Source organism: Natronogracilivirga saccharolytica, from assembly GCF_017921895.1.
Lineage (GTDB): Bacteria > Bacteroidota > Rhodothermia > Balneolales > Natronogracilivirgulaceae > Natronogracilivirga > Natronogracilivirga saccharolytica.
Genome location: NZ_JAFIDN010000010.1, coordinates 19,495 through 46,006 on the forward strand (window position 1 = coordinate 19,495; position 26,512 = coordinate 46,006).

The 26,512-nt window shown below is 49.6% G+C and carries 30 protein-coding genes and 1 tRNA gene; 4 read left to right on the plus strand and 27 right to left on the minus strand.

Annotation, left to right across the window (positions count from 1 at the left end; translation table 11 throughout):
- Positions 1-62: 62 nt before the first annotated feature.
- Positions 63-1,145, plus strand: coding sequence for a 3-phosphoserine/phosphohydroxythreonine transaminase (gene serC / locus NATSA_RS11915; protein ID WP_210512827.1), 1,083 nt, complete (start codon positions 63-65; stop codon positions 1,143-1,145).
- Positions 1,146-1,286: 141 nt separating this feature from the next.
- On the opposite strand, the gene NATSA_RS11920 is transcribed toward serC, so the two are convergent.
- Positions 1,287-1,877, minus strand: a complete 591-nt coding sequence (locus NATSA_RS11920; RefSeq protein WP_210512828.1) for a rhomboid family intramembrane serine protease — start codon at positions 1,875-1,877, stop codon at positions 1,287-1,289.
- A 98-nt stretch (positions 1,878-1,975) separates the two neighbouring features.
- On the opposite strand from NATSA_RS11920, the gene NATSA_RS11925 reads away from it, so the two are divergent.
- Positions 1,976-2,048: transfer RNA gene (locus tag NATSA_RS11925), tRNA-Thr, on the plus strand.
- A 211-nt stretch (positions 2,049-2,259) separates the two neighbouring features.
- Positions 2,260-2,562: a nucleotidyltransferase family protein gene (locus tag NATSA_RS11930; protein ID WP_210512829.1), complete on the plus strand. Its 303-nt coding sequence runs from the start codon at positions 2,260-2,262 to the stop codon at positions 2,560-2,562.
- A 353-nt stretch (positions 2,563-2,915) separates the two neighbouring features.
- On the opposite strand, the gene NATSA_RS11935 is transcribed toward NATSA_RS11930, so the two are convergent.
- The 8 genes from NATSA_RS11935 to NATSA_RS11970 all read right to left on the minus strand — a co-directional run bounded on the left by NATSA_RS11935 (position 2,916) and on the right by NATSA_RS11970 (position 7,580).
- Positions 2,916-3,836 (minus strand): hypothetical protein, encoded by a 921-nt coding sequence (locus NATSA_RS11935; protein WP_210512830.1) that lies wholly within the window; start codon positions 3,834-3,836, stop codon positions 2,916-2,918.
- A gap of 136 nt (positions 3,837-3,972) precedes the next feature.
- A complete protein-coding gene (locus NATSA_RS11940) occupies positions 3,973-4,290 on the minus strand; it encodes a hypothetical protein (protein WP_210512831.1) in 318 nt (105 codons plus the stop codon).
- Between the two features lie 197 nt (positions 4,291-4,487).
- On the minus strand, positions 4,488-5,396 hold the full coding sequence (locus NATSA_RS11945) for a DUF6252 domain-containing protein (protein WP_210512832.1): 909 nt from the start codon (positions 5,394-5,396) through the stop codon (positions 4,488-4,490).
- A gap of 398 nt (positions 5,397-5,794) precedes the next feature.
- Positions 5,795-6,154: an addiction module protein gene (locus NATSA_RS11950; RefSeq protein ID WP_210512833.1), complete on the minus strand. Its 360-nt coding sequence runs from the start codon at positions 6,152-6,154 to the stop codon at positions 5,795-5,797.
- Between the two features lie 97 nt (positions 6,155-6,251).
- Positions 6,252-6,554 (minus strand): type II toxin-antitoxin system RelE/ParE family toxin, encoded by a 303-nt coding sequence (locus tag NATSA_RS11955; RefSeq protein ID WP_210512834.1) that lies wholly within the window; start codon positions 6,552-6,554, stop codon positions 6,252-6,254.
- Positions 6,542-6,799, minus strand: a complete 258-nt coding sequence (locus NATSA_RS11960; protein WP_210512835.1) for a type II toxin-antitoxin system Phd/YefM family antitoxin — start codon at positions 6,797-6,799, stop codon at positions 6,542-6,544. The genes NATSA_RS11955 and NATSA_RS11960 overlap by 13 nt, the downstream gene beginning before the upstream one ends.
- Before the next feature lie 137 nt (positions 6,800-6,936).
- Positions 6,937-7,227, minus strand: a complete 291-nt coding sequence (locus tag NATSA_RS11965; protein ID WP_210512836.1) for a helix-turn-helix domain-containing protein — start codon at positions 7,225-7,227, stop codon at positions 6,937-6,939.
- The gene (locus NATSA_RS11970; RefSeq protein ID WP_210512837.1) at positions 7,224-7,580 is read right to left on the minus strand and encodes a type II toxin-antitoxin system RelE/ParE family toxin; all 357 of its coding nucleotides are present in this window, start codon (positions 7,578-7,580) and stop codon (positions 7,224-7,226) included. The genes NATSA_RS11965 and NATSA_RS11970 overlap by 4 nt, the downstream gene beginning before the upstream one ends.
- A gap of 762 nt (positions 7,581-8,342) precedes the next feature.
- Here NATSA_RS11970 and NATSA_RS11975 point away from each other — a divergent pair.
- The gene (locus NATSA_RS11975; RefSeq protein WP_210512838.1) at positions 8,343-9,398 is read left to right on the plus strand and encodes an IS110 family RNA-guided transposase; all 1,056 of its coding nucleotides are present in this window, start codon (positions 8,343-8,345) and stop codon (positions 9,396-9,398) included.
- A gap of 812 nt (positions 9,399-10,210) precedes the next feature.
- Here the strand turns inward: NATSA_RS11975 and NATSA_RS11980 are convergent.
- From NATSA_RS11980 to NATSA_RS12065, 18 genes are all read right to left on the minus strand, one after another.
- Positions 10,211-10,822 (minus strand): hypothetical protein, encoded by a 612-nt coding sequence (locus NATSA_RS11980; protein WP_210512839.1) that lies wholly within the window; start codon positions 10,820-10,822, stop codon positions 10,211-10,213.
- A 155-nt stretch (positions 10,823-10,977) separates the two neighbouring features.
- A complete protein-coding gene (locus NATSA_RS11985; RefSeq protein ID WP_210512929.1) occupies positions 10,978-11,136 on the minus strand; it encodes a hypothetical protein in 159 nt (52 codons plus the stop codon).
- Complete coding sequence (locus tag NATSA_RS15815; RefSeq protein WP_210512840.1) at positions 11,093-11,398, minus strand: type II toxin-antitoxin system RelE/ParE family toxin; 306 nt, start codon at positions 11,396-11,398, stop codon at positions 11,093-11,095. The genes NATSA_RS11985 and NATSA_RS15815 overlap by 44 nt, the downstream gene beginning before the upstream one ends.
- Entirely contained in the window at positions 11,389-11,682 is a 294-nt protein-coding gene (locus NATSA_RS11995; protein ID WP_210512841.1) for a type II toxin-antitoxin system Phd/YefM family antitoxin, read from the minus strand. The genes NATSA_RS15815 and NATSA_RS11995 overlap by 10 nt, the downstream gene beginning before the upstream one ends.
- A 199-nt stretch (positions 11,683-11,881) precedes the next feature.
- Positions 11,882-12,286, minus strand: coding sequence for a type II toxin-antitoxin system VapC family toxin (locus NATSA_RS12000; protein WP_210512842.1), 405 nt, complete (start codon positions 12,284-12,286; stop codon positions 11,882-11,884).
- On the minus strand, positions 12,283-12,525 hold the full coding sequence (locus NATSA_RS12005; RefSeq protein WP_210512843.1) for a FitA-like ribbon-helix-helix domain-containing protein: 243 nt from the start codon (positions 12,523-12,525) through the stop codon (positions 12,283-12,285). The genes NATSA_RS12000 and NATSA_RS12005 overlap by 4 nt, the downstream gene beginning before the upstream one ends.
- A 114-nt stretch (positions 12,526-12,639) precedes the next feature.
- A complete protein-coding gene (locus NATSA_RS12010) occupies positions 12,640-12,978 on the minus strand; it encodes a hypothetical protein (protein WP_210512844.1) in 339 nt (112 codons plus the stop codon).
- A gap of 258 nt (positions 12,979-13,236) precedes the next feature.
- Positions 13,237-13,857 carry a hypothetical protein gene (locus NATSA_RS12015; protein ID WP_210512845.1) on the minus strand — a complete coding sequence of 207 codons (621 nt, stop codon included), beginning with the start codon at positions 13,855-13,857 and terminating at the stop codon, positions 13,237-13,239.
- A gap of 470 nt (positions 13,858-14,327) precedes the next feature.
- Positions 14,328-15,110, minus strand: coding sequence for an SDR family oxidoreductase (locus tag NATSA_RS12020; RefSeq protein WP_210512846.1), 783 nt, complete (start codon positions 15,108-15,110; stop codon positions 14,328-14,330).
- A gap of 83 nt (positions 15,111-15,193) precedes the next feature.
- Entirely contained in the window at positions 15,194-16,606 is a 1,413-nt protein-coding gene (locus tag NATSA_RS12025; protein WP_210512847.1) for an FAD-binding oxidoreductase, read from the minus strand.
- 16 nt (positions 16,607-16,622) lie between these two features.
- Positions 16,623-18,230, minus strand: a complete 1,608-nt coding sequence (locus tag NATSA_RS12030) for a hypothetical protein (RefSeq protein ID WP_210512848.1) — start codon at positions 18,228-18,230, stop codon at positions 16,623-16,625.
- 16 nt (positions 18,231-18,246) lie between these two features.
- Positions 18,247-19,185 (minus strand): UbiA prenyltransferase family protein, encoded by a 939-nt coding sequence (locus NATSA_RS12035; protein WP_210512849.1) that lies wholly within the window; start codon positions 19,183-19,185, stop codon positions 18,247-18,249.
- A gap of 82 nt (positions 19,186-19,267) precedes the next feature.
- On the minus strand, positions 19,268-20,626 hold the full coding sequence (ftsZ, locus tag NATSA_RS12040; RefSeq protein ID WP_210512850.1) for a cell division protein FtsZ: 1,359 nt from the start codon (positions 20,624-20,626) through the stop codon (positions 19,268-19,270).
- A 32-nt stretch (positions 20,627-20,658) separates the two neighbouring features.
- Positions 20,659-21,915 (minus strand): cell division protein FtsA, encoded by a 1,257-nt coding sequence (gene ftsA / locus NATSA_RS12045; protein WP_210512851.1) that lies wholly within the window; start codon positions 21,913-21,915, stop codon positions 20,659-20,661.
- Between the two features lie 74 nt (positions 21,916-21,989).
- Entirely contained in the window at positions 21,990-22,715 is a 726-nt protein-coding gene (locus tag NATSA_RS12050) for a cell division protein FtsQ/DivIB (RefSeq protein ID WP_210512852.1), read from the minus strand.
- Complete coding sequence (gene murC, locus NATSA_RS12055; RefSeq protein ID WP_210512853.1) at positions 22,712-24,136, minus strand: UDP-N-acetylmuramate--L-alanine ligase; 1,425 nt, start codon at positions 24,134-24,136, stop codon at positions 22,712-22,714. Before murC ends, NATSA_RS12050 begins: the two co-directional genes overlap by 4 nt.
- Positions 24,133-25,323 (minus strand): undecaprenyldiphospho-muramoylpentapeptide beta-N-acetylglucosaminyltransferase, encoded by a 1,191-nt coding sequence (murG, locus tag NATSA_RS12060; protein WP_210512854.1) that lies wholly within the window; start codon positions 25,321-25,323, stop codon positions 24,133-24,135. Before murG ends, murC begins: the two co-directional genes overlap by 4 nt.
- Complete coding sequence (locus NATSA_RS12065) at positions 25,316-26,494, minus strand: FtsW/RodA/SpoVE family cell cycle protein (RefSeq protein ID WP_210512855.1); 1,179 nt, start codon at positions 26,492-26,494, stop codon at positions 25,316-25,318. Before NATSA_RS12065 ends, murG begins: the two co-directional genes overlap by 8 nt.
- Between the last annotated feature and the right edge of the window lie 18 nt (positions 26,495-26,512).

The window sequence follows — 26,512 nt, forward strand, 5'->3', positions numbered from 1 at the left end:
CAGGCGGCAGCCTGCTCCGGATCGCATTCCACCATTTACTTCGACTCTAAACCATTACGATCATGAAACAGAAGAGAGCCCATAATTTCAGTGCCGGTCCGGCCGCACTTCCGCTTGAAGTATTGCAAAAAGCTCAGGAAGAACTTGTTGACTACCAGGGTGCCGGAGCTTCCATTATTGAAATGAGCCATCGCGGGCCGGAATACACCGAGGTGGACCGCCAGGCCCGGGAACGTTTATCCAGGCTTCTCGGACTGGGTGATGACTATGAGATCCTGTTTTATCAGGGCGGCGCCAGTCTGCAGTTTCTGATGGTGCCCTATAACTTCAATACCGGCAAGACTGCTGATTACATCAATACGGGTACCTGGTCAAAAAAGGCGATCAAGGAAGCCAAAGTATTTGGCGATGTTCACATAGCGTTTTCATCCGAGGACAGCAATTTCAACAGGGTTCCGGGGGATGAGGAACTGAACTTTTCCGGCAAAGGAGAATATGTCCATTTCACATCGAACAATACCATTTTCGGGACGCAGTTTCGCAACGAACCGGCCTCCGACGGGTTGCCGCTGGCTTGTGACGCCTCGTCAGACTTTCTCTCCCGTCCGGTCGATATAAATCGTTATGGCGTGCTTTATGCCGGCGCGCAGAAAAATGCGGGACCGGCGGGACTGACTATTGTCATCCTGCGCAAAGATATGCTGGAAAAAGCCCGGAGCGAGAATGTCTCCAGCATGCTCTCCTATCCGACACAGGTCGGAACGCTTTTCAACACTCCGCCGGTGTTCGGTGTCTACATCTTCAATTATGTACTGGAGTGGATTGAAAGCAAAGGAGGTCTCGAGGCAATGGACCGGCTGAATCAGCAAAAAGCGGGTATACTGTATGATGAAATCGACCGGGATGATTTTTATGCGGGTACGGCTGACAAAGCCTCGCGGTCACTGATGAACGTTACCTTCCGGCTCAAAGATGAGGCACTGGAAAAAACATTTATTGAAGAATCCAAAAAAGCCGGAATGAGCGGATTGAAAGGTCACCGAAGTGTCGGTGGCATGCGCGCCAGTATTTATAATGCGTGTCCTCAGGCCAGCGTTGAGGCCCTGGTCGAGTTCATGCAGGAGTTCCGCAGAACACACGGCTGATAATACTGCTGCCGTCAGGTGAGCTCAAAGATGACGAAGCTGCGGTTCTCCGCAGGATACTCAGCGTCCAATGATGCAGCCCTTCATTGAACACTCAGCTGACAATACTGCAGTCCTCCGCTGAACGCTCAGCTGACAAAACTACAGCCCGAAGTTTTCCAGAAATCGCGAAAATGCGCCGGGTACAAAAAGCAGTGTGTAGACAACGCCGTAGAGTGCTCCGGCAATGTGGGCGACATGATTGACATTGTCGCGGCGTTGCCGGGCTTCATAATAGCTGTAGGCCAGGAAAAGTCCGCCAAATACGATGGCCGGTATTCCGACAGGAATAAATATGAAGTAGATATTGTTGAGCGGAAACATGACGATATAGCCAAAAAGAACGGCCTCTACGGCTCCTGAGGCTCCGAGGCTGGCATATCGCGGATTGTTTCGCTCCTGGATGAGGGTAGGAAGGCTGGATGCCACAAGTGCCGTAAAATAGAGGATCAGAAACGACGACATTCCGATCTCCTGCTCCAGTACCGGTCCGAAGAAGAAGAACACAAACATGTTCAGAAGCAGGTGCGTGCCGTCGGCGTGCAGAAATCCGGAGGTTATGAGCTGATGCCACTTCCCTTCCCGCCAGGCTTCGTAGGGCTTGAGCATGCCCTGGTATTGCCACTGTGGCACAACAAACCAGGCGACCATGGTCACAATAACGGTACATACAAGAAGGGCAAGTGCAATCATAGGGAAGTTTATTTCGTTTTATTTCGTTGAAGAGATTTCAAAACAGCCGTAAGATACATTGCCTTATAGACAAATTTCTGTGTATTTTTGTCATTCAAGCCGAAGTAGCTCAGTTGGTAGAGCGACGCTCTCGTAAAGCGTAGGTCGTCGGTTCGAGTCCGATCTTCGGCTCTCATACAGAGCCATATAGTGCTGTCTATCAGTGCTATATGGCTTTTTTTGTTGGTGTGGCCAAGGTGTAACATTTTTTTAACACACTATACCTGGTTATACAACAATCCCTGACACCCATGCTGCTTTAGTCCCAACCCCGTTTACCAACTTTGAAATTTTGATGTTTTTGGCTACGTTAATACAACAAATCACCTCATACCAGTATATTATGAACATTGCTAACCTTAAAACATCAAAGCTGGAACAGGCCTGTAAAGAATTCCAGGTCAAGAAACTATATGTTTTCGGGTCAGCAGTCAGAGGTGCAATGTCTGATAAAAGCGATCTTGATTTTTTAGTTGAATTTGATCGCAAGGGGTATCAGGGTGCATTTGAGCAGTATATGGGGTTCAAGCAACGACTTGAAGAAATTTACCAGAGACCTGTTGACCTGGTTACTATTAAAAAAATCAGGAACCCAATTTTCCAGAAAGAGGTAGATTCATCCAAAACTCTGATTTATGCCGCGTGATGCTCAAAAATTTATAAAATCACCATATAATTGCAGGGCCGTTACATTGCTGCAAGATTATAGCCACTGGCCTCTCATGTGAGTTTAATCACGACAAACTCAACAGGTGGTTGGTAATACCCGGATGAACAGACTTTAGGCATCGCTTTTTTGCTGAAACCTGGATATAAATGGATCGAGTATGTGAGTTTTGAGCATGAAACAGAGAGCCGGATATCTGAGTATTACCGGGTGCTTAGAAGTTCTCAGGTGAATCGACCGGGTTACAAATCAGGTCAAACAAGAGAAAAACCCGGCTATCCGGCACCGCAGAGATCCTGGCCTGTGGCATGCCGGTTGTGGTGGAGGGGTTATCAGTCTGCATAGGCCATCAACTTGTACATCATGTGGTGGATACGGTCGCGCATCAGGTCGCTTACCAGTACCAATTCCCGCCACAGGGGATCCTCGCAGCCGACTATCTGTTGCGCATAATTCGGCCAGGCAGCACTTCGTAGCGACTCATTACCGTCAGCCGGACTGCAGTCCGGATCCGAATGTTCCTCACCATACTCAAGCCACTGGGTCAGCATGTCGTCAAGCATGTGGGCGAAAACCGCCATTTTCTGCACCGAACTGTGGAATTCCGGGGTGCCGGCATCGTAGCGCCAGGCCCACTCGCGGAACTCGTCCAGCGAGGCTGTATTAATCGAACGCTCATCCGGGTCCGGGATGCCCTCGCCGAAATCCAGGATGTCTCCGCGCAGATAGTCTTCAGGGTCGGCGTCACGGCTGTGCACATGGTGATCATACAGAAGGGATCTGGCCATGGCATGATGGACGCGGTCGTGCATGATTTCAGTGATTCTAACGAGCTCATACCATGGCGAATCATCCCCTGCATCCTCCAGAGTCTGCCGGTAGTCACTCCATTGTCCACCCGAAATCCGATTTGAAAAATCCGGAGTCTCTCCGCGCTCAAGATGCTCGTTCTCCCCGTGGCGGACCATTTGCGTCATGAGTTCGTGCATGAAATTGTGGAAGCTGCCAAAGGTCCTCATAGACAGGGCCCAGCGGTCCTTTTCGGTGATGTGGGTTGATACATAATCGCTGAAATTTCCACCGGATATGGAATCCATGATGTAATCCGATCTGTGATCAAGGCGGCCTTGCCGGTCAAGGTGTTCTTTCCGGTCCTGATGATCGAAACCGGCAGGCAGCGCGCCTATCAGGAACATCAGCATGGTCAGAATAGTGTAATGAACGATGCGGGGTAACGGCATGGTAATCTTCATTTTTTTTCGCTGTTATAATTACTGCAACAAACCCTGCCGCCCAATCATGATGGACCGGTTAATACACACTTCGCACCGAATTGAATTAAAAGGTGAAAGCATGAGAAAAAAACTGTAATATTGTCATAGCCTTGAGCTAATCACTGCCATGCCCATGGGGGGTCACTTTGCTCCGGAACAGGGGGTCAGCTTGTCCGGAATAACCTGTCCATTCATCCTCGTCTTTTTGTTCTATAATATAAGTCATATTTGATCCACAGAACTCAAGATACAACATGCTATTCGTCCTATTGTGAAGGATAAACTCGATTTTCTCTTCAATAGAGAGTTCTTGATTTTGACTTTTGATTTCAATTGATATGCCTTCTTGTTCAGGGGAAACGGTGTTTGAACAGAAGCTCAATAAGAACAAAAACAAGACCAAGAGTGGGCGAGTTGACAAGTTTGTTTTCATAGTATCCGCCTGTTTTAATATGAAGTTATCACAATAAAGTGCAAAGGGAATTAGTCATTTGGCTTATAGGTGTTTTCTTTATTAAAAGGTGCTGATTTATAACGCTCAACGCACAGCCGGCGCGGACAGCCGGCTATAATGAGGCGGAAACCTCCCAAAAACCAGATTGATGCGCATGCTTTATTGCAATCTTTGAATTAATCGAATAGCGGGAGGCCGAAGCTCCCGTTTTTCAGGGATATTGACAATTCAGAGTCTTCATTACTGTCTCCCATAAAAGCTGTGAATTCGAAATTACCGGTGACAGTGGCATTGTCCGGATCGATGTTTTCAATTGTAACATATCCGGATGAATCAGAAACTGTTACAAAGGAAGGAGAAAGTGTGTCAAAACCCCTTGGAGTCACAGATGCTTGTTCTTTTCCTAAAATATACGTGCCAGGACCGTGAAATCCTGGAATGTCAATAGCAATGTTGTTCCAGCCCATTCGGGAGATAATCCGAAAATCATTTTCGGAAAATTTGCTGATGTAAGCTGATGGCACAGTCTCAGAGATTCTCAGGTTTTCGTGCACATCGCCATTGATTGAGACCGTAAACTCAGACCCTGCCGGATCGGAAAGCTTGTTTCCAAGTGCAGTTCGATTATAAGTACCCTTGTAATAGCGGCCATCAAGGATTAGCTGCGTCTCGGTAAGTTTATATGCGACAGTATCTATTTCCAGAACAAGATCACTCACAGCATCAGGATGATCCGTTTTATGCATGCCCATCGACGAGGCAAGATTACTGTGGACTATATACTCAACTATGATTTTGTCCGAAGTGATTTCATGTATTTGCAGTTCATGAGAAGGGGTATACCGGGAGTCAATCAATGCGGCCTGTCCGGAGTTACCATTAATCCCAACAGGATGGACGGACCCGGCTGACAGCCCTTCGGTTTGACTTTCATCAGAAATGTACCAGCCGGTGATCCGCAGTTCAGGCGACGGACCTTCATGCCCGGTAGATTCAATATTGTACCAGGCACCAAATATATCAGAATCAGGTTCATCTGAGCTGTTGATGAAATCGCAAGCAGCTGCAGTTACCAAAATTGCCATAATGAGAATAGTTTTAGAACTCATGGTGTTCAGCCTGTAGTTTGTAGTACGTTACTGCAAGATAATGGTAAGGCGGTCTGGCTATGCCCTCTTTTATCGATGATCGCAATCAATGACTGGTATTTGTCGGCCGGCCCCATGATGCGCCCAGTATCCCTGCGTAGCCGGCTATCATTTTGCCCGGCGCAGCATGTGCAAAAAACGTATTTACAAAATATTACTCCGCCCCCCATCAACGTCAAATTAATTTTTACTTTTTTAAAAGTGCTGCTTTGAAATCATCAGGTTCAAGGACAGGAAGTTCTTCAAGTACTTGATCTTGTGTACGTCCTGCGGTAAGAATCATCTAAATCTACTTCTGCCTTTTCAGTAAGTATTAGCGATACAGGCACAGTAGCTTATAAATATTTTGGACGGATTTTCTCCCAGCTTGATCCCGTTTTTTTGTCCTTTTCAAGCGTTTTAAGCCGTTCTTCAATAATTGCTTTATGATGATCCGGAACTTCCACATCCGATGGGTCTGATGCAATTGAGTCCCACAAAGCTTCAACCAAAATCAGTTTTTCGCTTTTTTTGAGCTGAGAAAGCTCGCCTATTAATGCCCTATCCACCGTCATGACGTTTATTAGTTGTTTTTGTCCAAGTTGATTGAAAACGTCGTGTAAAGCAATTGATTGAGCCGAAAAATTATGGAAAGCATGAGGAAACGTAACAGCCTGGCAAAGCGGCACGGCTAAGTATTTGAAGTAAAAAAACAAAGCCCAGACGCGACAGCTTGATTTGCTGTGTTAGCCGCATGAATGATTTAAATGTTCAGCAGCGAGATTTCCTTAACTGAGTTGAAATCCTTCGTATTTAACGCTTCCTGAGAATATCAAGATGAAGTAATTGTTCATCTCTAATTATGTGGATGATGTAGATCCGGTTATTTTCTTCTCTGTAAAAAATCTGGCAAGGCGAAACCAATAACCTGCGATAAGTGGACTCTTCCAGATCTTCTACAGGTTTTCCTGATTTTGGATATTCACGTAGTTGAACGACACGTTTGAAAACACTGCGAACAAGATTCCTGGCAACTTTCGGATTGTCCAGTGAGATGTAATCAGCAATATCATCGAGTTCTTGAAGTGCCGGTTCCGTCCAGATTATTTGAGCCATCGACTCATTTTCTTTTGGGCCTCTTCATGTGTCACTACGCGATCTTCAAGGATAGCTTTTTCGCCTCTCGCAAGACCTTCCAGGAGTTTCATCCTGCGAAGTAAGTTTTCAAATGATTCCACATCAATAAGATAAGCAGAAGGCTTGCCATGCTCTGTGATCAAAACAGGCTCCTTCTCCCGTTTGAGTTCGTCCAGAAGCTTTGTGGCTTGACGTTTCAGTGTGGTGACAAGTTCTGTTTTCATAGTATCACTAAAGTATCATTTTAAGCGAATTATTACAAGCATGGACTTTAAATGCTCTAACGGCCCCGCGTTTAACCGGCGGGGAGATGGATGTTGTGGACGGGCGAAGTCCGTCCACCCGTACGGTTAACGCCTTGTTAAACCTCTGAAGAGTCCTGTAATTCAAGCTTCAAGGTTTTGCCAAAGGCCCTTGCGTATTTTTCCAGCGTAGAGAGCCTGATATCCTCGGCATGATTTTCAATTCTGGAAATTGCAGACTTCTTGGTGTTCAGTTTTTGTGCGACTTCTTCCTGTGTTAATCCGGCATCTTCTCTGGCAAGTTTGAGCATGACGCCGATTTTAAACTTTTGATAGCCGGATTCAAAATTTTTGGCAAATTCGGGATCTGCCTTTTTCCGTTCCTGGATATAAGCTTCTAAATCGCTCATAATGATTCTCCTTTCCTAAGTAAGTAATCCGATTTTCGTTGTTCAGCAATCTGGATTTCGTTCTTCGGTGTTTTCTGTGACTTTTTTTGGAATCCGTTGGTAAGTATAACTAGCCGCCCGTTGTGCATAAAACCGAGTAGACGAAAAATGTTTGATCCAGATTGAACCCGGACTTCCCAAATGCCAGAGGTACCGGTTAGTTTTTTGAAATATTCTTTAGGGACGCGTTTAGAGTTTTCAATCAGGCTAAGCACCCAGGCGACTTTTTGGGCTTGTTTGGCATTTAGCGAGTCTAAAAAATCAGCGATAGGTGATTTGCCAGATTGTGTTTTATAGAATATGACTTCTCTCATCTGCCCAAGTTAACAAAAACGTGAACACCGAAAAATAATTATTCGAAATAGAAAGGGGTGGGGCAGAGGTTTAACTATTTATTATATGTCAAAATTACTGCTGTGTCTCCTCACTGCACAAACATCATCTTCCAGGAGATCACATATGCGCCCGCCTCGAGACGATAAATGAATACACCGCTGGGCAGGCCGCTTGCGTCGAAAGTCACATCATGCCAGCCGGCTCAGCGGGTTTCATCGACCAGTGTAGCTGCCTTCTGACCGAGAACATCGTAAACCGTCTGCGTTACGTGTGCCTGTTCAGGTATGGCGAACCGGATTTAGTTGGATGGATTGAAGGGGTTCGGATAGTTCTGATCCAATGCCAGTTCACCGGGCAGGCTAATGGCCAGCATTTAACCGGCTCGGTGAGGATGTAGTGGGCGGGCGAAAGTCTGTCCAACCGTATGGTTGGTTATTCACTTAGTAATCGAAACGTTGGTGTAATACGATTTTTCTCAGATAAGAAAGAGGCCAGGTCTGGTTCACTGCACAACCCCAGATGATATCTAAACTTATTTTGACCAGACTCGTCATAACGTGCTCCTTTTGGCATGGCAGGATATTTTACAACAATCTTTTCTCCTTTTCTAACCTTTAGGTCGAATCTTGGAGGCCCGGTATCAGCAATTGGGGTATAAATTGATCTTTTAAAAAAGGACGTCCCCCTTTGTTACATTTCAGTACTCAGTATAACCGAAATGAAACATAATGGAGGACGCCATGATACACATCGGAATAGACCTACATACTCGCAATATGACGCTTGCCGCGGTAAATGACAACGGTGATTTGTTGAAACTGGAAAGCATTCGTTGCTGTTCCTTGGCATTAGATCGTTTTTTTTCAAAGATCAGTCATCCGGCACAAGCCGTTGTTGAAAGTACAAGCAGCTGGTATTGGCTTGACGACTGGTTTCGCCATAAGGGCATAACCTTGAAACTGGCCCATGCCAAAATGCTCAAGGCCATCTCTTATGCTAAGGTTAAAACCGACTCTGTGGATGCGCATATGCTCGCCGAGCTGTTGCGCACTGGACTGGTTCCGGAAAGCTGGAAATCCGAAAAGCGGCAACGAGAACTTCGTGAATTGACCCGGGCTCGACTTCGGTGGATTCTTAAACGAAATCAGTTCCAAAACTTTACTTACAGTATTGCTACACGTTACAACCTGACGGTAAAATCCTCCGACTGGCGAAATGTCAGAAATTTACGCATGTCTCTCAGGAATCATCTTCCGGATGAAGCATGGCTGGAGGCAAGTCTGAGCATCGACCAGGTCATAGAGATGCAGAATTCCATAGATCGGATTGAAAAAGCCATTGACCGGCAACTCTGGTACCGTGAAGAAGTTAAACGATTGATGGAAATTCCGGGTATCGGACCAGTAAGTGCCTGGTCCATTTTGTCTGAAGTCGGTGATATTACCCGTTTTCCTTCCGACAAGCAGTTTGCCAGTTACTGCCGTCTGGTACCGGGCAGCAATGACAGTGGAGGAAAGCAACGCCATAAAACCGGTTCCAAAGATGGCAACAAGTATCTGAAAATTGCCTTTGGCCAAGCGGCAATTGGGGCTTATACGAATTACGGTGAGGTGAAGAAGTTTTATAACAAGCTCAGGCGCCGCAAGGGTCCCAAAGTTGCCCGCACCATCGTAGCCAAAGAACTCTCGCGCATTGTGTGGTACGTTCTAGCGAAAAATCAGCCGTATAAAGGTTTTAAAGGCCAGATGACGAAGAAAAGCAAAAGTTATTCATGGCCCCATCCTGTAAGCCCGTAATGTAAAACAGGGGTAGTTCCAACCCGTCAAATTGATTGGGAAACAGGGTGGCAGGCCGTTAAAAGATCTGGGATAGTTCACACTTTAGTGAACAGTTACAGAACAGAGTTTTGTAAAAAAGCCCGAAAAGCTGTTTGGACGCCATAATCAAGCGTCTGTCAGGATGGACAGGCCTCCATTTTTAATGGATTTAGAAACTCATAAATTAAACTGCTGGTAGCAGAGGGGAATTGGAATATGTTACTTGACAATGTCCTTTCTAAAGCTGGGTATAACGCAAAAGTTTTAACCTGAAGCAGTAACGCAACCCTCAGAGAATGGGGCAAGCATTCTCTACAGAATTGCATTTGACAACAGCAAGGGCCCCGTCAGTTTGATTCAATCAGAAACTATCACTTTGTAAAACAGAGTACTCTAATCGTCTGGAAAACACTTTTCCAGCTTAACTTCTGGCAGCTTGCGGGTTTTCCGGAGAAACTTGCAAGGCGATATCGTCGGCACTGAGGCAGATTACGTTTTTATCTTCAAGGGTTTCTGAAGCAATAGTGATTTTGCTGACCCATCAGGACCAGCTACGACAATAAGGTGTCTATCATCTTTGGATTTGGACATGACTGAATATAAGAGCCTCAGTCATGATCAGGAAGCTGCAAGTTGGGATCAGATGTATTTACGGTTCCGCGTTTAACCGGCAGGGAGAAGGATGTGGTGAACAGGCGAAGTACATCCGCCCCTCTTTTTCAAACCCTTGATATAGAACATTATATAGTATTAATGATTGTCTAAACGTAGTTTAAAAAAGAGCAGAAAAATCAATCACGCAAAATGATTCTTTCATTTACCGGGTTAAGCAATACAAGATTTTGAGCATTCATTAATTCTTGAGGAATTTTAAAAGCTCTGGTATCTCTGATAATTGCACGGCAAGGTTCATCGGGTGTTTTTTTGAATAGCCATAAATCAAAAGATGAAGCCCCCCTGGCTTCATACTCCAATGAATATTCGTGGCCGGGGCCGCATCCGCCATAAGTGATCTCCACTTTAAGTGAATCATCTTCAATAATTGGAAAATTTCCGGATTCGGATGCTATAATTGAATAGGAATAGCCGAATCGATTAAGCTGCGCATTATGAATTACTTCCTCCTCTTCCAATTTTTGAACCCATCGTTTCTCCCGGGTTTCTCGAACTTGAATTACATGTCCATCAGCCAATGACCTGTTCCACTCAGCCTCGAGATTTTCTAATACTGTTCTTAAATCTTGCACATTAAATTCTTCTTCCAACGTGACTAAAACCTCACCAGGCATGTATTGATAATCCACAGAATGTCGGTTTTCATCGTTAGCCTGAAATATATCACAGCTTGCCAAGGCGAAGCTTAAAATGCTTACTAAAGTAATTTTAAACAGAAAGTTGTTCATTTTAGCCTCCTTTGGGAATGTGTCTTTGTAGAATCACATTTAGCTTGGGGTAACTGTTTTATCACGGCAAACGCATGACCAGCGTGGACAGCCGGTTATCCTGGGGCGGAAATGCCCCACACGCCCGGTTGTTTCGTATGTTAGCGCGCTTGGATTCATTGAGAAGCATTTAGTTCACCTACTCGGATTTTGTAGGCTTGTTTGATGCTCTCGATAAATTCGTCGAAAGGTTCTTTCTTCATTTCTGGAGTATCTGAGTGATATGGTAACTTATCGAAATAACTTGCCGGGTTGGGTCGGTTTTTGCCGGACATGGAGAACCGTTGTGATGTATATTACTCGCTTCGGTTTTCGAATTCGGTATATGATTCTGTAATTTCCTTCAATGATTTCTCTTAGATCGGGATGGTTGTATTCAGGTACAATTCTACCTGATTCAGGATATTCAATGAGCTGATCTGTTCTCTCAAAAATAAGCTCAGACCACTTTTTTGCCGCCTGGAAATTATACTGATCGATATAGTTTACGTTTGAATTAACTCTTTGGATCGCAAGTTTGGTCCAGATTACTTCCACTTGGCCAGATTTTCACGGATTAGTTGTTTAGCATCTTCATGAGCAATCACTTCACCACGAGCAATTTGGCCGTCTGCTTCCATGAGTTCTTCCATGAGAGTAATTTTATCAATCATTTGTTGGTATTCGGAAACATCAACAAGAACAGCGGCACTTTTACCATGCTGAGTCAGCACTATTGATCGCTTTTCACGCTTTAGACGCCCAATAAAATCAGCAGCATTTTTTCTGAAATCCGAAAGAGGTTGAATATCTTGCTCTAAAGAAAAATTGGATATAGCCATTGTTTTGCAATTAGGGGACAATATGTCGTACAATTAAAGTACTAAATAATTACTTAACGTGAAAAAATGATAAGTTGGTATTGAGAAAGAGCGTTAACGGCCCGCAATTTAACCGGCGGGGTAATCCCTCAGGGAAAGGCAAGAGACTTTCAACCCGTCCGCTTGAAATTGCCTGTTATATCGCAGAAAAAATACCAGGCTAACCAGCTACGAAATCATCAGGATGAATCGCAATTGCAGAAAATTCAGAAAGAATTTTTTTATCAAAAGTGACGAGTTGAATGTCAAAATCAGATGCAAGGGCTACAAATTCGCAATCATAGGCCGAGCAAGTGGACTCGGACATCAAAGTTAAAACCTGCTTTGAATTGATTGAACATTCTCTGGTACCCATGAGCTCTTCGGCTTCATCAATGGCCTGATAAATGGAAGATAAATCAAGGATCTTTTTGCGATAATACAGGGAAAGAACATTTCTGAACTCAGAAACCCACAGCAGAGGTGCAATCCACTCGGGATCCTTTTTGAGGCTTTGATAGGCCAATTGCTCCATATTATTGGGTACCCAAAAACTGGCAATCAGGTTTGTGTCGGCAACAATCATGGACGACCCTGATCAATCGCTTGTTGAATTTCTTCAATGGATAAAGAACCCTTAGCTCTTTTTTTTAGTTTTCGGGCTCTGTCAATAAGGATGTCCGGATCATGTATTCTACTTTGAAGAGATTTTTTCAGGGTCATAATGACCTCACTGTTCACACTGCGATGATGTTTATCCGCTTGCAGCTTAAGCTTTTGATAAACCTCGTCGGGAATTCCCTTAATGGTAATATTCGTTGGCATAATGAAATAAGTAAGTTGTGGTTTCATTATGAAACTAAAAAGGTTCTTGATTTATTGCAAGAGCTATGCGATATAACTACTTATTATGTGTCAGCATTGTTAATGTGTCCCCCCTCACTTCACAAACATCATTTTCCTGGAGATCACATAAGCGCCTGCCTCGATGCGATAAATGAATACGCCGCTGGACAGGCCGCTTGCATCGAAGGAACCACCAAAGCAGGTGGAGCAAAAATTTTCGCCGTACGTCCCAATCGGTTCAAAACCTTTGCTTTCGTTCCAGTTTCCGGTATCCGAAGCATCGATATCGGCGATATGGATGAAGTGTCTGTCCAGATTGGCGGAGTCAGCCATAGCCTGGAGCTGATCCCGTGTTTCAATTTGATACGGATCCTGCTCTGTACCCGATCCGCCGGCAAACCGGGCGATTGAGATGGCCGGCAGCAGAACCATTACAGCTATGATGATGAAGCTGTCAATTTTCGGAACTTTTCCACTCTTTGAATTAATCAGAATAAATATCCTGGTATCTTTTTATGATGTGATTGCGATTTTCCCGGGTCACGTTTTGCCCTTGAATGTGCTCGCTGTTGGAAAAAGCCATGGACGTGCTCTCTTTTTTTGCGTTTGGCGGTTTGGCTATGCTCTCATCGATCGATGATCACAATCAATGACTGGTATTTGTCGGCCAAACCCTATCGTATTATCGCACTAAAAACCCAGGCCAAAGTGGAAGCCCATTGAAAAAATAAATCTTTCATTTATCAGAAATGGGAAATCATTCTTCATCTCGGCACCCTCCTCGTCAAACAAAATGGCTCCAAAGTTCAATGAAAAACCATAGGTGATGATCTCCTCTCCATATGCCCTTCGATTCAGATGAAGGGAAACTCCTGTGTCGTAGTTCTCCATTTCAGTTCTGTCGTCTCTGTAGTTGTATCCAACTCCGTACCCTGCAAAATAGCGCCAGAAAAGCGGGTATTCGATCAAGGCAGCTATATTGATGGTTTGGTAATTATCAACAAAGGCTCCGCCTCCACTTCCAACTGTGACAGAGCTATTGCCTCCCAGAAAGGAACCCAGATACCGCTGGTACTGTATCGACATGGGAAAACTATGTCCGTAGAAGCGAATAAAAACGTGATTATTCCGGAAGTCCCGTGAACTTTCAGCATCAGACTCGGATGCGCGAACATCATGCTGAACTCTTGCGCCTGATCCCCCGGCAAACTGAGCGACGGTTACAGACGGTATCAGCAAGAGTAACACTACTAAGGCCGATCCGAAGATATTGAAGGCTTTATTACTTAGTGTAAAACGTTGCGTACTCATTTTTTTTTCCTTCCAATAAATATTGAAATCAACCGGGTAATCACGGTAGGCATCCGGAACCATAACGATATACCGAGCCTGATCAGGTTGCGTGGTAACTAGTCTGCCAATTTTTACATTATAAATAAGTATATCATTTTTCCAGTTTTAACTGCTGATTTTCTAAAAATATGCCATGAGGCGCCCTCTCTGTGGTTTGCCTCTTGCGGTTGGGCTATGCTCTCGTCAGTCGATAATCGCAGTCAATGACTGGTATTTGTCAGCCGGCCCCATGATGCGCCCTGTATCCCTGCGTGGCCGGCTATCATTTTGTCCGGCGCAACATGTGCGTGAAAACCTGTTAACAACATATTACCCCCCATGTAATGTCAAGTTATATTTTAAAATATTTTAATAATCATTGTAAAACCTTCATCTACTTAAAATAGAAGTCGTTTTTAACACAACATTTTGCACTATTATTACAATTATTAAAATCGCATTCGTTTGAAAACCGGCTCCGGAATGTGCCTGATCACACTCATGATCACCCGCCAAACCGGTCTGGTATAGATCACGTCTTTTTTTTTGCGGATTCCTTTCAGAATGGCACCGGCCACTGTCTCCGGATCAGCGGTCAAATGTTTGGGAAGAGGTTTGCCGGCAGTCATTTTGGTCGCTACAAAACCGGGTTTGACGGTGAGCACCTGCACTCCGTGCGGATGCAGACGCTGTCTCAAACCGGATAACAGCGAGGTAAATCCCGCCTTCGCGCTGCCGTATGTGTAGTTGTCGGCCCGGCCACGGTCGCCGGCCACCGAAGATATGCCGACGATAAACCGGTTTGCTGCCGCAGTTCCTGCGATTTCTTCATCGTTTTCTGCCGTCTTTTTCCTCTTTTCAAAATCGGCAGCAACGAGCTCGAGAATCCGGGCCGCACCTGTGTAGTTGGTTTCCATGACAGCACGGGCCTGACCGAAATCTTCACCGCAGGCTTTTTGATCAGCAAGCAGCCCGAATGCAAGTACCACCCCGTCGGGTGCCGGATCAAGATCCGCATAAAAATCCGGATGGCTTTCGTAATCGGTGGCATCAAACCGTATTGTCGTGACATCGGCATCATACCGGGTGCGCAAATTGGCCGCTTCTCTTTCAAGTTCGTCGATATTTCGTGATGCGAGATACAGTGAGGTCCCCAGCTGCGCCATCTGACGCGCCAGCGCCACGGCAATATCACTGTTTGCTCCTAAAATCAGAACCCGTGATTGTTTCATAATGCTGCCTCGGTAAATCAGTGTATGTTTTCTGATGGAACGGACTGCCGGCGAAGATCATCTGCTGTCCATTTTCGTCACATTCACAGCCCCAGTCTGAGTGACTGCATTGACTGAAATTTTTTGTCCAGCCCCAGCGCTTTCCTGAGCTTGCGAAACCGGTCCGCACGGGGATAGCCCCGATCAAACATCCTGCGGCTCATTCGTGCATCTTTGGCCAGGTAGACCCGTCCGTTGTATTTTATGACCAGCCGATCGAGCCGATCAAACAGATCCTGCAGGCCATTTTGTATCTTGAAATCCAGCGCCAGACTGTATCCTTCCATGGGAAAGGAGAGGTAGTGATCATTTTCAGGGCCATACAGCTTCAGCACGGCAAGGAAGCTGCCCATCCTGCTTTTTGTAATTTCAGCAAGTATTTCCTCCATCCCGTTGAAACTGGTCTCTTTGGGAAGGATAAACTGATACTGCATCATCCCGCTGCGGCCGTAAATCCGGTTCCAGTTCCGGAGACGATCCAGCGGATAAAAAAATGAATCCAGGCCGACATTGCCGGAACTTTGCCCCCGCGGCGCTTTTCGGTAGTAAAGAGCGTTAAAAAGGGATATGGTATGGCGGTTCAGCAGCGATCCGGGAAAAGCATCCGGAATGCGCACACCCTGTCCGGGCGGAGTGTAGTCAATTGTGCGTTTTCGCTGCGATGGTGCCCGGCGGGTTTCGGTTTGCCCGGATTCGCCGGCGGCGTCACCCGGACCGGCAAAATCGCCCAGCATGATAAGCGATCTTCCAAGGTTGCTTCCGCCGGAAATACAGTCGATCCATGCGACAGAATAGGGTGCATCGTGGTGGGTTTCGAAGGCTTCAAATGTCCCGGCCAGGTCCCGCGTTTTGACGGTCGTCTGCCGGATGCTCGCCGAGGGGACGGGCTGCAGGAGTATCCCGGCCTGAATGATGATGCCGGTTAGGCCCATCCCGCCGCATGTCGCATGAAAGAGTTCGGTTTCCTGTCCGGTCGAACATCTGACGACAGATCCGTCCGCAAGCATGAGATCAATCCACTTCACCCACGTGCCGAAGCAGCCGGCTTTATGATGATTTTTCCCATGGACATCCGCTGCGATGGCTCCGCCGATGGTGGTATATTTTGTGCCGGGGGTCACGCGCAGAAACCATCCGCGCGGCAGAAATGTGCCGATGACATCGGCCAGCAGCACGCCCGCTTCGCAGACAAGCAGCCCGTCGGACGCATCAAAGCTGAGCATACGATCGAGCGGACGCATATCCGCCACCCGGTCTGAGAGCGCACTGTCTCCGTAACTGCGTCCCTGACCGAAGGCAATCAGCTGTCCTTCGGCCTGAAGGCTCTGCTTCAGGGTTTGCCGGTCAAATGCCGGCTCCACCCGGGACCGGACCACAGGATGACGTCCCCATCCCGAAAGGGTTGTTTCGTACCCGCTGACAGGATGTTTGTGATCAGGGGGGCGGTCTTCACTCATACGTCAGATTTTGGGTTCACAGTTTACAGATATGATGATATTTGAGTGTGATGTGCTCGCTGCAGCTCACATCGGGGTACTCCCCGGCAATGTATCCGTCAGTAAGGTAAACAATATAATGTATCCCGTTGTTGTCAAAATCCCGCTGCCTGAACATGGTGTTGGGCTGAAAATCGCGGAACGCGGGATGCTTGTTGAGCCATCCCTGAAAATTGTTGACCTGCAGCGTGTTGTAATTGCGGAACCAGATATTGTAGTCATCGCTCATAATGCGGTTGGCATCCGTGGCTCCGAGCTGTTTGAGTGCCGGCTCGAGCTCCTGCTCCATATAGCGGTTCTGCTCCCTGAGGTGCACTTCTTCGCGGATCAGGTGAAGCAGTGAGAGTCCGCCGGCAATCAGCACTATCGCGGCAAGAGCGGCCGGCATCCGGGGATGCTTCCGGAAGGCGCAGATCAGAAAGCCAAAAGAGAGCGAGGCGGCAAGCATTGCAGGATAGAGTCCCCGCTCGAGCCCGGGAAGAATCAGCGGGATGTAGATTATGGCCGTGATACATGCGGCTGCATGGAACCAATGCCGGGTCAGAAACCATCCGCCGGCGGGTATGGCCAGCACCAGCACAAGCGGCAGCCACAACGGTCTCACCGCTGCAGCGGCGGCGCGAAACGGCCTGGCGGGATCATCGGCGAGAACGGAAAGCAGGCTGAATTCCTGATAGCCGGCGGATGCAAGCAGCAGGTCGACGCGGTACCAGTCCATTCCGTAAAGAAATTGATAGACATTGAATTTCTGCCAGCTGACGGGTCGGATTTCCGGATGGATGACGGTGATGGCCAGAAATCCCGCCAGCGGAATCAGAATCAATCCCCATGAATACGCAAGCAAGGGTGCCGCAGAGCGAACCGTTTTTGTCATCCTCCCGGGCAATCCGTCGGAAGGATGGTCAGCGGAATGTCCGGGGTCTGCTGCGGATGCGGCTGCCCGGTCCGCAAATCGGGACTGGTACGCTGAAGAAAGAACCGCGGCTGTGAGGAATATCAGCAGAAACGGCAGTGCGTGCTGCCGGAACAGCACAGAAAATCCGGCTGCGAGCAGACCTGCGGATGCGGCCGCACCAATGCGGGAGTCCGACATCACGCACCTGAGAAATAGCATAAGTCCGATCGATAAAAGAAACAGGAAAACCCCGTCCGAGTAGTTCAGTTTGAGAACGGCGAACAGCACCAGATGAATCAGGAACGCGGCGATGGCGGGAATACTTCCGGCAAGCGGTGTTTCGCCGGTGGCGGATAAAACGGTACCGGTGCCTGAAGCCTCCTCGGACAGGGCCGCCGGAAACCGTACCGTTGCAAAAAGTCCGGACATCAGCCAGAAAGAAACGGCCGTCAGCAGCAGAAATATTGCGGCCGTGAGCGCCATCGATCCCCCGGTCAGCAGATATAACAGCGTATAACCCGGACCGAAAAATCCATTCACCCAGCGATCCGGTCCCTCAAGAGAAGCAATTTTGAATATGCTTATGATGTCGTTCAATGTGGGCACGAAATCCACAGCGATCATGAATCTTCCGACGATAAGGATCATCAGAAACATGGTCAGGATTCGCACGATGAATCCCGCAGACATCCTATATAAACCTGGTTCAGACATACAAAATCCAGATCAGACTTGCCATCCATCCCGCCAGTACGATCTGCAGAAAACGGTCGCGCAGCAGAATGAGCGAGGGGTTTCCGCTTTTCTCTTCAACAAAAGTAATATACATGTACCGGAGGATGCCGAGTATCACAAAAAGGGACGTCATGTAAAGCGACTCCTGCTCCAGCCGGTCCGCAATTTCCGTGGAAAAGGTCCAGAGTATATAGGCCAGCACCACAACCGAGGCGGTCATAACCATCGAGGAGTCAATGAATTTGAGGTTGTAACCGATGGGTTTGCGGATGGGTTTGCCGGCGGTTTGGGGCGCGTCCTTTTGAACAATGATATCATCCCGGCGTTTGGCAAACGAGAGAAACAGGGCAAGCAAAAAGGTCAGCACGATAATCCACGGGGAGAGGGTTACACCGGCGGCATCCGCACCGACCAGCAGGCGGATGACAAATCCCAGTCCGATCACCGTAACATCCAGAAGCGGAATGTGTTTCAGCTGCCGGGAATACCATCCGTTCATCAGTATGTAGCCGGATATGAGCAGGGCGATAACGGAGGATAGCAATGCAGAAATGAGCAGCGCCCCTGCAATCAGAACGCCCATAAGAACAAACGCATGGCTCGCCGAAATGGCGCCGGAAGCAAACGGCCTGTGCTTTTTCCCGGGATGCCGGGCATCTTCGGCGCGATCCATCCAGTCATTGAATATGTAAACGGCACCGGCGGCCATGCAAAACGCAGCAAAGGCGATGAAGGTGCGCTCCGCAATATGGGGGTCATCCATCCGGAAATCGAAAAACGCCGGCAGAAAAATGAACAGATTTTTTGTGTACTGATAGGGCCGTATCAGCCGCATCAGATTTTGCAGCGTTCCCCGGACCGATTGTGGCGGAGCGCTTTTGCCGAGATGCTTTCTGTCGTTTTTTTCCATTCCCCCGAATATAGCACTCCCAGGAAAAATAAAAAGGGCTGCCCCGGTCAAAGAACAGCCCTTACTAGCAATCAAAAAAAGATCAATCCATGATTTTCCGGAGGAATGCCGGCTGGTCGGTGTTATTCTTGTCTATTTTTTCATCCCTGTTGTTCAGAAGCCTGCTCTGGGGACTGCGGAAAGAGTGCCCACGTTTGGGTTCTTCCTCGTTATCGTCCTTCTTGTTTTCATCTGAAACAGGTTTCATGTCCGACCTTCGCTCGATCGCGGGAGAATCGAGGTGTTTGAGATTCTTTTCCCCTTTGTAGTAATCATCCGGGGTTTTACGCCTGTACTTGTCCGGAATTTTATCGGCATCCGGAAGACTGACCGGCGTATCGGGCTGAGGCTCCGGTTTCCGGGTTTCCGTCCGGGATGTTTTTTCCTCCTCTTTCTGCATTTCGTCGGCTTTTCTCGCCTCGTCTGCAGAATCGAATCCGGTTGCAATTACCGTGATGCGCAGATCTTCGCCAAACTCTTCATCCAGTACGGTACCCCAGATGATTTCAGCATCTTCACCGGCCTCCTGCTGGATGATGCTGGTGGCCGTGGTCGCCTCGCGCATTCCGAGTGTAGAGCCGGCCGATATGTTGACAAGCACATTGCGCGCGCCGCGAATGCTGATGCCATCGAGCAGCGGTGAACTGATCGCTTCTCTGGCTGCGATTTCGGCGCGGTCTGAACCGGTGGATGAAGCCGAGCCCATGATGGCGGCACCTCCGTCGATCATCGTGGTGCGCACATCGGCAAAATCCAGGTTGATCAGACCCGGCATGAGAATCAGGTCGGAGATCCCGCGCGTGGCGTTGTAGAGCACCTCGTTGGCCATTTCAAATGCGGCCATCAGACTGGTGTCTTCATCGCAGATGTCCAGCAGCCGCTCATTGGGAATGACAATCACCGTGTCACAGTTCTTTTTGAGCTCATTGATACCGTCCACGGCATATCTCATCCGGATTTTCCCTTCGCAGACAAACGGCAGCGTAACGATGCCGACGGTGAGGATGCCCTTGCGTTTGGCAATGGCCGATATCACAGGGGCGCCGCCCGTTCCGGTGCCGCCACCCATGCCCGCGGTAACGAAAACCATATCGGCACCCTCGATGGATTCCTCGATTTCGTGGCGGTTTTCCTCCACCGCCTCACGGCCGATTTCCGGACGTGCACCGGCTCCGAGTCCGCTGGTCAGGTTTTTACCGACCTGGATGTTCACATCGGCCTGATTTTGCCTGAGCGCCTGCGCATCAGTGTTTAATGCAATATACTCCACATTGCTCAAGCCTTTTGCTATCATGTTGTTGATGGCATTTCCACCGCCACCACCCACGCCAACGACCTTGATCTTGGCGCTTTCCTGGCTTTGTTCGTCAAAGCTGAAACGTGTGTTATTGAGGTTAGACATAGTCGTCTCCTTGTTTTGATTGCTATATTATTCTAAAGTTCTTTAAACCAGCTCTTCATCCTGGCTGCAATTCCGTTCATGACTTTTTCCACGCTGGATCCCTGAGTGGAATTGGGAATCATCACCTGTCCGCCGGATTGCTTATTGTGCTGGAGCGCATGCAGAACCAGTCCGACGCCGGTAGCGTATATGGGATTTTTGACCTCGTTCACCAGGCCGCCGGTCAGTCCGCGGGGCATGCCCACTTTGGCATCCATCCCGAGCACATCGTTGGCGAGCGGGCAGATTCCGTCGAGCAGTGAGCCGCCGCCGGTAAGTACCACGCCGGCGCTCATTTCGCTTCCGTAACCGCTGCGTTTCACTTCGATGGCAACGATTTCCAGGATTTCCTCTACTCTTGCCTGGATGATTTTGGAAAGTATACTCTTTTTGATCTCTTTGGGCGGACGTCCGGCAATGCCGGGCACTGTGATAATTTCATCATCCTGGATCAGGTCCACATAGGCCAGTCCGTGCTCGCGCTTGAGCCTCTCGGCCTGATCTTCCAGCACGCTCAGCCCGATCCGGATATCATCGGTCACTTTTTGTCCGGCAATGGCCACCACGGCCGTATGGCGGATGGTGTTGTCCTGGAACACGGCAACGTCGGTCGTGCCGCCGCCGACATCCACCAGTACCACTCCGGCCTCTTTCTCTTCATGATCCAGCACGGCATAGGATGAGGCCAGGGGTTCCAGGATCAGATCCGCCACCTGATACCCGGCGCGCTCCACACAGCGGAACATGTTTTTGGCTGCCGAGACAAGTCCGGTAATGATGTGCACCTCGGCTTCCATCCGCATGCCGCTCATGCCGACAGGGTCGCCGATCCCATCCTGCCCGTCCACGATAAATTCCTGCGGGATGACGTGGATGATCTGCTGATCGGTGGGGAGCATGATCCGCTGGCAGTCTTCCAGCAGCCGCTCGACATCCTTCATGGTAATTTCATTGTCGCGGTTGTTGATGGTGATCACGCCCTTGCTGCGCATGCTGCGTATGTGGTCACCGGCAATGCCGACGTTCACCGATTTGACTTCGATGCCGGAAGCCAGCTGCGCCTGTTCGATGGCGGTGCGAATGGCGTTGACGGTTTTTTCAATATTGACCACCACTCCGCGGTTGAGACCGTCGCTCGGGGCCTTGCCCACACCCAGGATGTTGATTTTCTGCATCTCATCAATGGATGCGACCACCGCGCACACTTTGGTGGTTCCGATGTCCAATCCTACTACGATCCGATCTTCCATAGCCTTGCTCAATATGTTAAATGGTATTTTGTCATAATCTTATGCTGCACAGTATCGCATTCTTTTCTGCGGGATCATTCCCGCGCAACTATCTGCCCGCGAAACCGGAAGTCCAGGCTCCGTACGCTCTGCATTCCTTTTTCCGGGATAACCTGGGACTGAAACGCCTGCCACTTGCGGATGCGGTCGTCAAAATTGCCGGTTCCGAATGTCAGCCTGACCGTATTTTCGTCGCTCAGGGCCACCACGCCGTCGGAGTCGGTCACCATCACTTCGCTGATCATGGCATAGAGTCCGGGATACTCACGGACGCTGGTCAGGAAATCGCGTGCCTGTTCAAAGTGACTTCCCGACAGCGTGTCGGGCTGCCCGGTAACGTCAAAACCATACAAAATGGGCACATCAACCACTTTGCCGAGAATCACCGGCAGCTGCACACCCGAATCCGTCACGAGTGCATTCCGCGGGCCATCCACAAGCAGCGCAATAGGATCTTCCTCTTCTACCCGGATGCGCACGTTCCCGGAAGGGGACATATTCATGTGCGCGGATGCCACCCAGGGGATGCGCTCCACGTTTTCGATCACATCCAGAAACACGACGCTGTCCCTGTGCTCACCCTCCTGCAGGCCGCTTTCGGCAAGCACATCATCATCAGCGATCATGTAATTTCCCTGTACCGAGATACCGGTGATCACCGATGACTGCGTGAGATACCATCCTGCCACTACCGCTCCTATGACCAGAAACAGGGCAGCGAACAGGTACTCGACACCGTATGCCTTCTTTTTCTTGCTCATGAGGTTTCGGTTTTGGTGGATGTGAGGGAGCGGACGAACGCTTCGCCGTATTTGTAGATATCGCCGGCGCCCATTGTTATGATCATGTCGCCCGGCTCTGCCACGCGCCCGAGCTCGCCGGCCAGATCTGCGGTGTCGGGGACATACCGGACATCGCGGTGGCCGTATGCGCGTGCGGTATCGGCAATCAGCTTGCCGCTGACACCTTCAATGGGGGCTTCCCTTGCAGGATAAACATCCGTGAGGATCAGCTTTTCCGCATCGAAGAAGGAGGAGCCGAACTCCTTGTGCTGCTGCAGGGTGCGCGAATAGAGATGCGGCTGGAAAACGGCAATGATGCGCCGCTCGGGCCACCCTTTCCTGGCCGCAGCGAGGGTGGCTTTTACTTCGGTTGGATGATGCGCGTAGTCATCGACAACCAGGATATCGTTGCTGTCGTACTTGACCTGGAAGCGGCGGAACACGCCGGAGTACCGGGCGAGTCCCTTGCGGATATCGTCGAACGACATACCCAGCTCCAGACCGATCCCGATGGCAGACAGTGCATTCCGGATGTTGTGATCGCCCGGGGCATCGATATCAATGTGGCCGAGATGTTCGTCATCGAAAAGCACATCGAATGAACTTTTGATATGGCTCGATGTGATGCTGGCGGGACGCAGCCTGGCCTGCGGGGTGAATCCGTACGTGATAATGCGCCGTTCGATGTCGGGAATGATGCTCTGCAGTCTCTGATCGTCCAGGCAGAGTACCACAGCACCATAAAACGGCACCTTGTTGGCAAATTCGACAAACGCATTCTTGATATCATCCTCATCCTGATAGATATCCATGTGCTCTATGTCGATGTTGGTGATCACCGCCAGCGAGGGGCTCAGCCGCAGGAACGTGCGGTCAAACTCATCTGCTTCCACAATGACGATATCCCCCTTGCCGACCACCGCATTGGTCTTGTCAAAACTGTGAACACGTCCGCCGACAATAATGGTGGGATCAAAGCTGCCGGCCTGCACGACGAGTCCGGTCATGGTTGTGGCCGTCGTTTTGCCATGCGTACCGGCAATTCCGATGCCGTACTTCATTCGCATCAGCTCGGCCAGCATTTCGGCCCGTTTGATAACCGGAACTCCCTTTTCCAGGGCGGCGGCGGTTTCTTCGTTCTCTTCAGCGGTAACCGCACTTGTATAGACAACCACATCCGCGCCTTCGATATGTGCCGGATCATGCCCGATATGCACCCTGGCGCCGAGTTTTTCCAGCCGCCTGGTGGTTTCACTCTTGCTGCCATCCGACCCGGACACCGTAAAGCCGCGATGCAGCAGGATTTCCGCCATCCCGCTCATACCTATCCCGCCGATACCCACCATGTGGATATGTTTTGTGTTGCCGAAAACGGGTTGTGTCTGGACAGGTCGGGTCATGCTGTTGTGGTCCGGGTTTGGTTGTGATTGCCGGGCTTTTTTTTCCGGGCGGATGCTTTTGTGATATGATCCAGGATCTGCCGTGCTATGGATGCGGCCGCGTCGGGCCGGGCCATGGCGGCTGCTTTTTTTTCAATCTCGTTTCGCCGTGACGAATCGCCGATCAATTCCGATAAGGTATCTGCAAGCTGTTCGTCCAGGTCTTCATCTTTAATCAGTACGGCTGCCCCGCGGTCGGAGAGCGCCCTGGCGTTGTGCGTCTGGTGGTCACCGGCCACCCACGGGGACGGCACCAGTATGCCGGCCTTGCCGGTGGCCATAAGTTCCGCACAGGTTGTCGCACCGGCCCTTGAAACAACAAGGTCGGCAGCCGCCCAGGCTTTGGACACGTCATCCATAAAATCGTAAAGGCGCAAATCGGGGTAATCAGCCGGAGTATTTCCGGAGCTGTTTCGTCGTTCTTTTACATCTGCCAGGTAATGTTTGCCGCATTGCCATATAATCTGAAATCCCAGACTATCATGCAATGTCTCAAGGTGCCTGAACATGGCCTCATTGATGCTTTTGGCCCCGCCGCTGCCACCCATCACAAGCAGTACGGGCCGGCCGGGATCAAATCCGAAGTGGTTGAACGCTTCGGAGCGGACTTCCGGGTCACGGACATCCGATACCAGCGATTTTCTGACCGGATTGCCTTCATGCCGGACCTTCTGCTCCGGGAACCACTTTGCGGCATCCTCAAACGCGGTGAATATCAGCTGCGCTGATGAAGCCAGTTTGCGGTTGGTCACCCCCGGATAGCTGTTCTGTTCCTGAAGGAAAAGCGGGATGCCGTAGCGGGCGGCCACCCATCCGGCCGGACCGGAAGCAAATCCACCGCAGCTAATCATGGCATCGGGGCGGAATGAGCGCACCAGGTGCCGGCTTTGCCACATGCTGACGAGCAGCTTCAGCGGGAACAGCAGGTTTTTCAGTGTCAGCCTGCGATGAAAGCCGCTGATCCAGATGGCGGCAATTTCGTATCCGGCCTGCGGAACGGCCTTCCATTCCATGCGGTCACGGGTGCCGACGAACAAAATGGCTGCCCCCGGCTGCTCCTCCCGTATGGCATCTGCAATGGCAATTGCCGGGAAGACGTGTCCGCCGGTGCCTCCGGCTGCGATCATTATGCGAATCGGATCAGCCATATTGCTCCTCCCTGAATTTGGAAATGCGCAGCAGGATACCGATCAGCACTCCGGAAAAGAGCATGCTGGTTCCGCCGTAGCTGATGAAAGGCATCGGCAGTCCGGTCACCGGAAGCAGTCCGACCGCCACTCCGGCATTGACAAAAGCAAACATCGTCACCCCGAGGGTGCATGCCACAGCCAGAAGCATGCCGAGCGTATCGGGTGCCCGTTTGGCGATGACACCAATCCCCCGGAACAAAATGAGCACATAAAGCAGCAGAACAACTCCGGCGCCGACCAGTCCGTACTCTTCGGTGATGATGGCATATATATAGTCATTGTAAGGTGCCGGGAGGAAGTCCCGCTGTGTGCTTTTGCCTATTCCGACACCAAAAACGCCGCCCTGTGCAATGGCGATCTGCGCCTGCTGAGCCTGATAGCCGCTGGAAAGCTGAAATTCGCTGCTTTCGATATGGCGGACCTGATCGACGTAGTTGGTGAGCCGGCTTTGGCGTTCGGCGGACTGGGCCAGGATCGCTCCTGCGCCGATCAGACCGGCCAGAAGCAGCGCTGATATGTGCAGGGCACTGACGCGTCCCACAAACATCACAACCAGACACATTGCGAGCAGCAGTGCCGCACTGCTGAAATCTTCGAGGGCGATGAGCGCGCAGGTAACCAGCACCCAGATCATGATCGGTATGAAAGCCCGCTTGAAATCACGGATATACGCCTGTTTACTGCAGACCAGATGCGAAACATAGACCAGCAGTGATACGGTTGCAAGAGATGACGGCTGAAATGAAAAAGCACCGATGGACAGGGCCCGCCGTGCGCCGAAAACCTCGGTGCCGTACAAGGTTACAATGATCAGGAAGAACCAGCTCAACAGCAGGGCATACCTGCTTAACCGGGCCAGGATATCGTAATCCACCTTGGAGACAAAAATAATTACCAGCAGCGAAATCAGCATCTTCGCGGCATGTGCGCCCACCAGTGTTCCGGCGGTAGTATTTCTGGTTTCGGCAAAAAAGGCGATCGAGGAGTAGACCGCCACCAGTCCGGCCATCATGAGCATGATCACACCCACAAGCAGCCACCGGTCGCTGGGCACACCCCGCGCCGATGCCGATCCGTTCGCCGGCTGCTCGAACAGATATTGCTTTTTGAATGTATCGGATACGATCATAATGGGTATTTCAGTTGC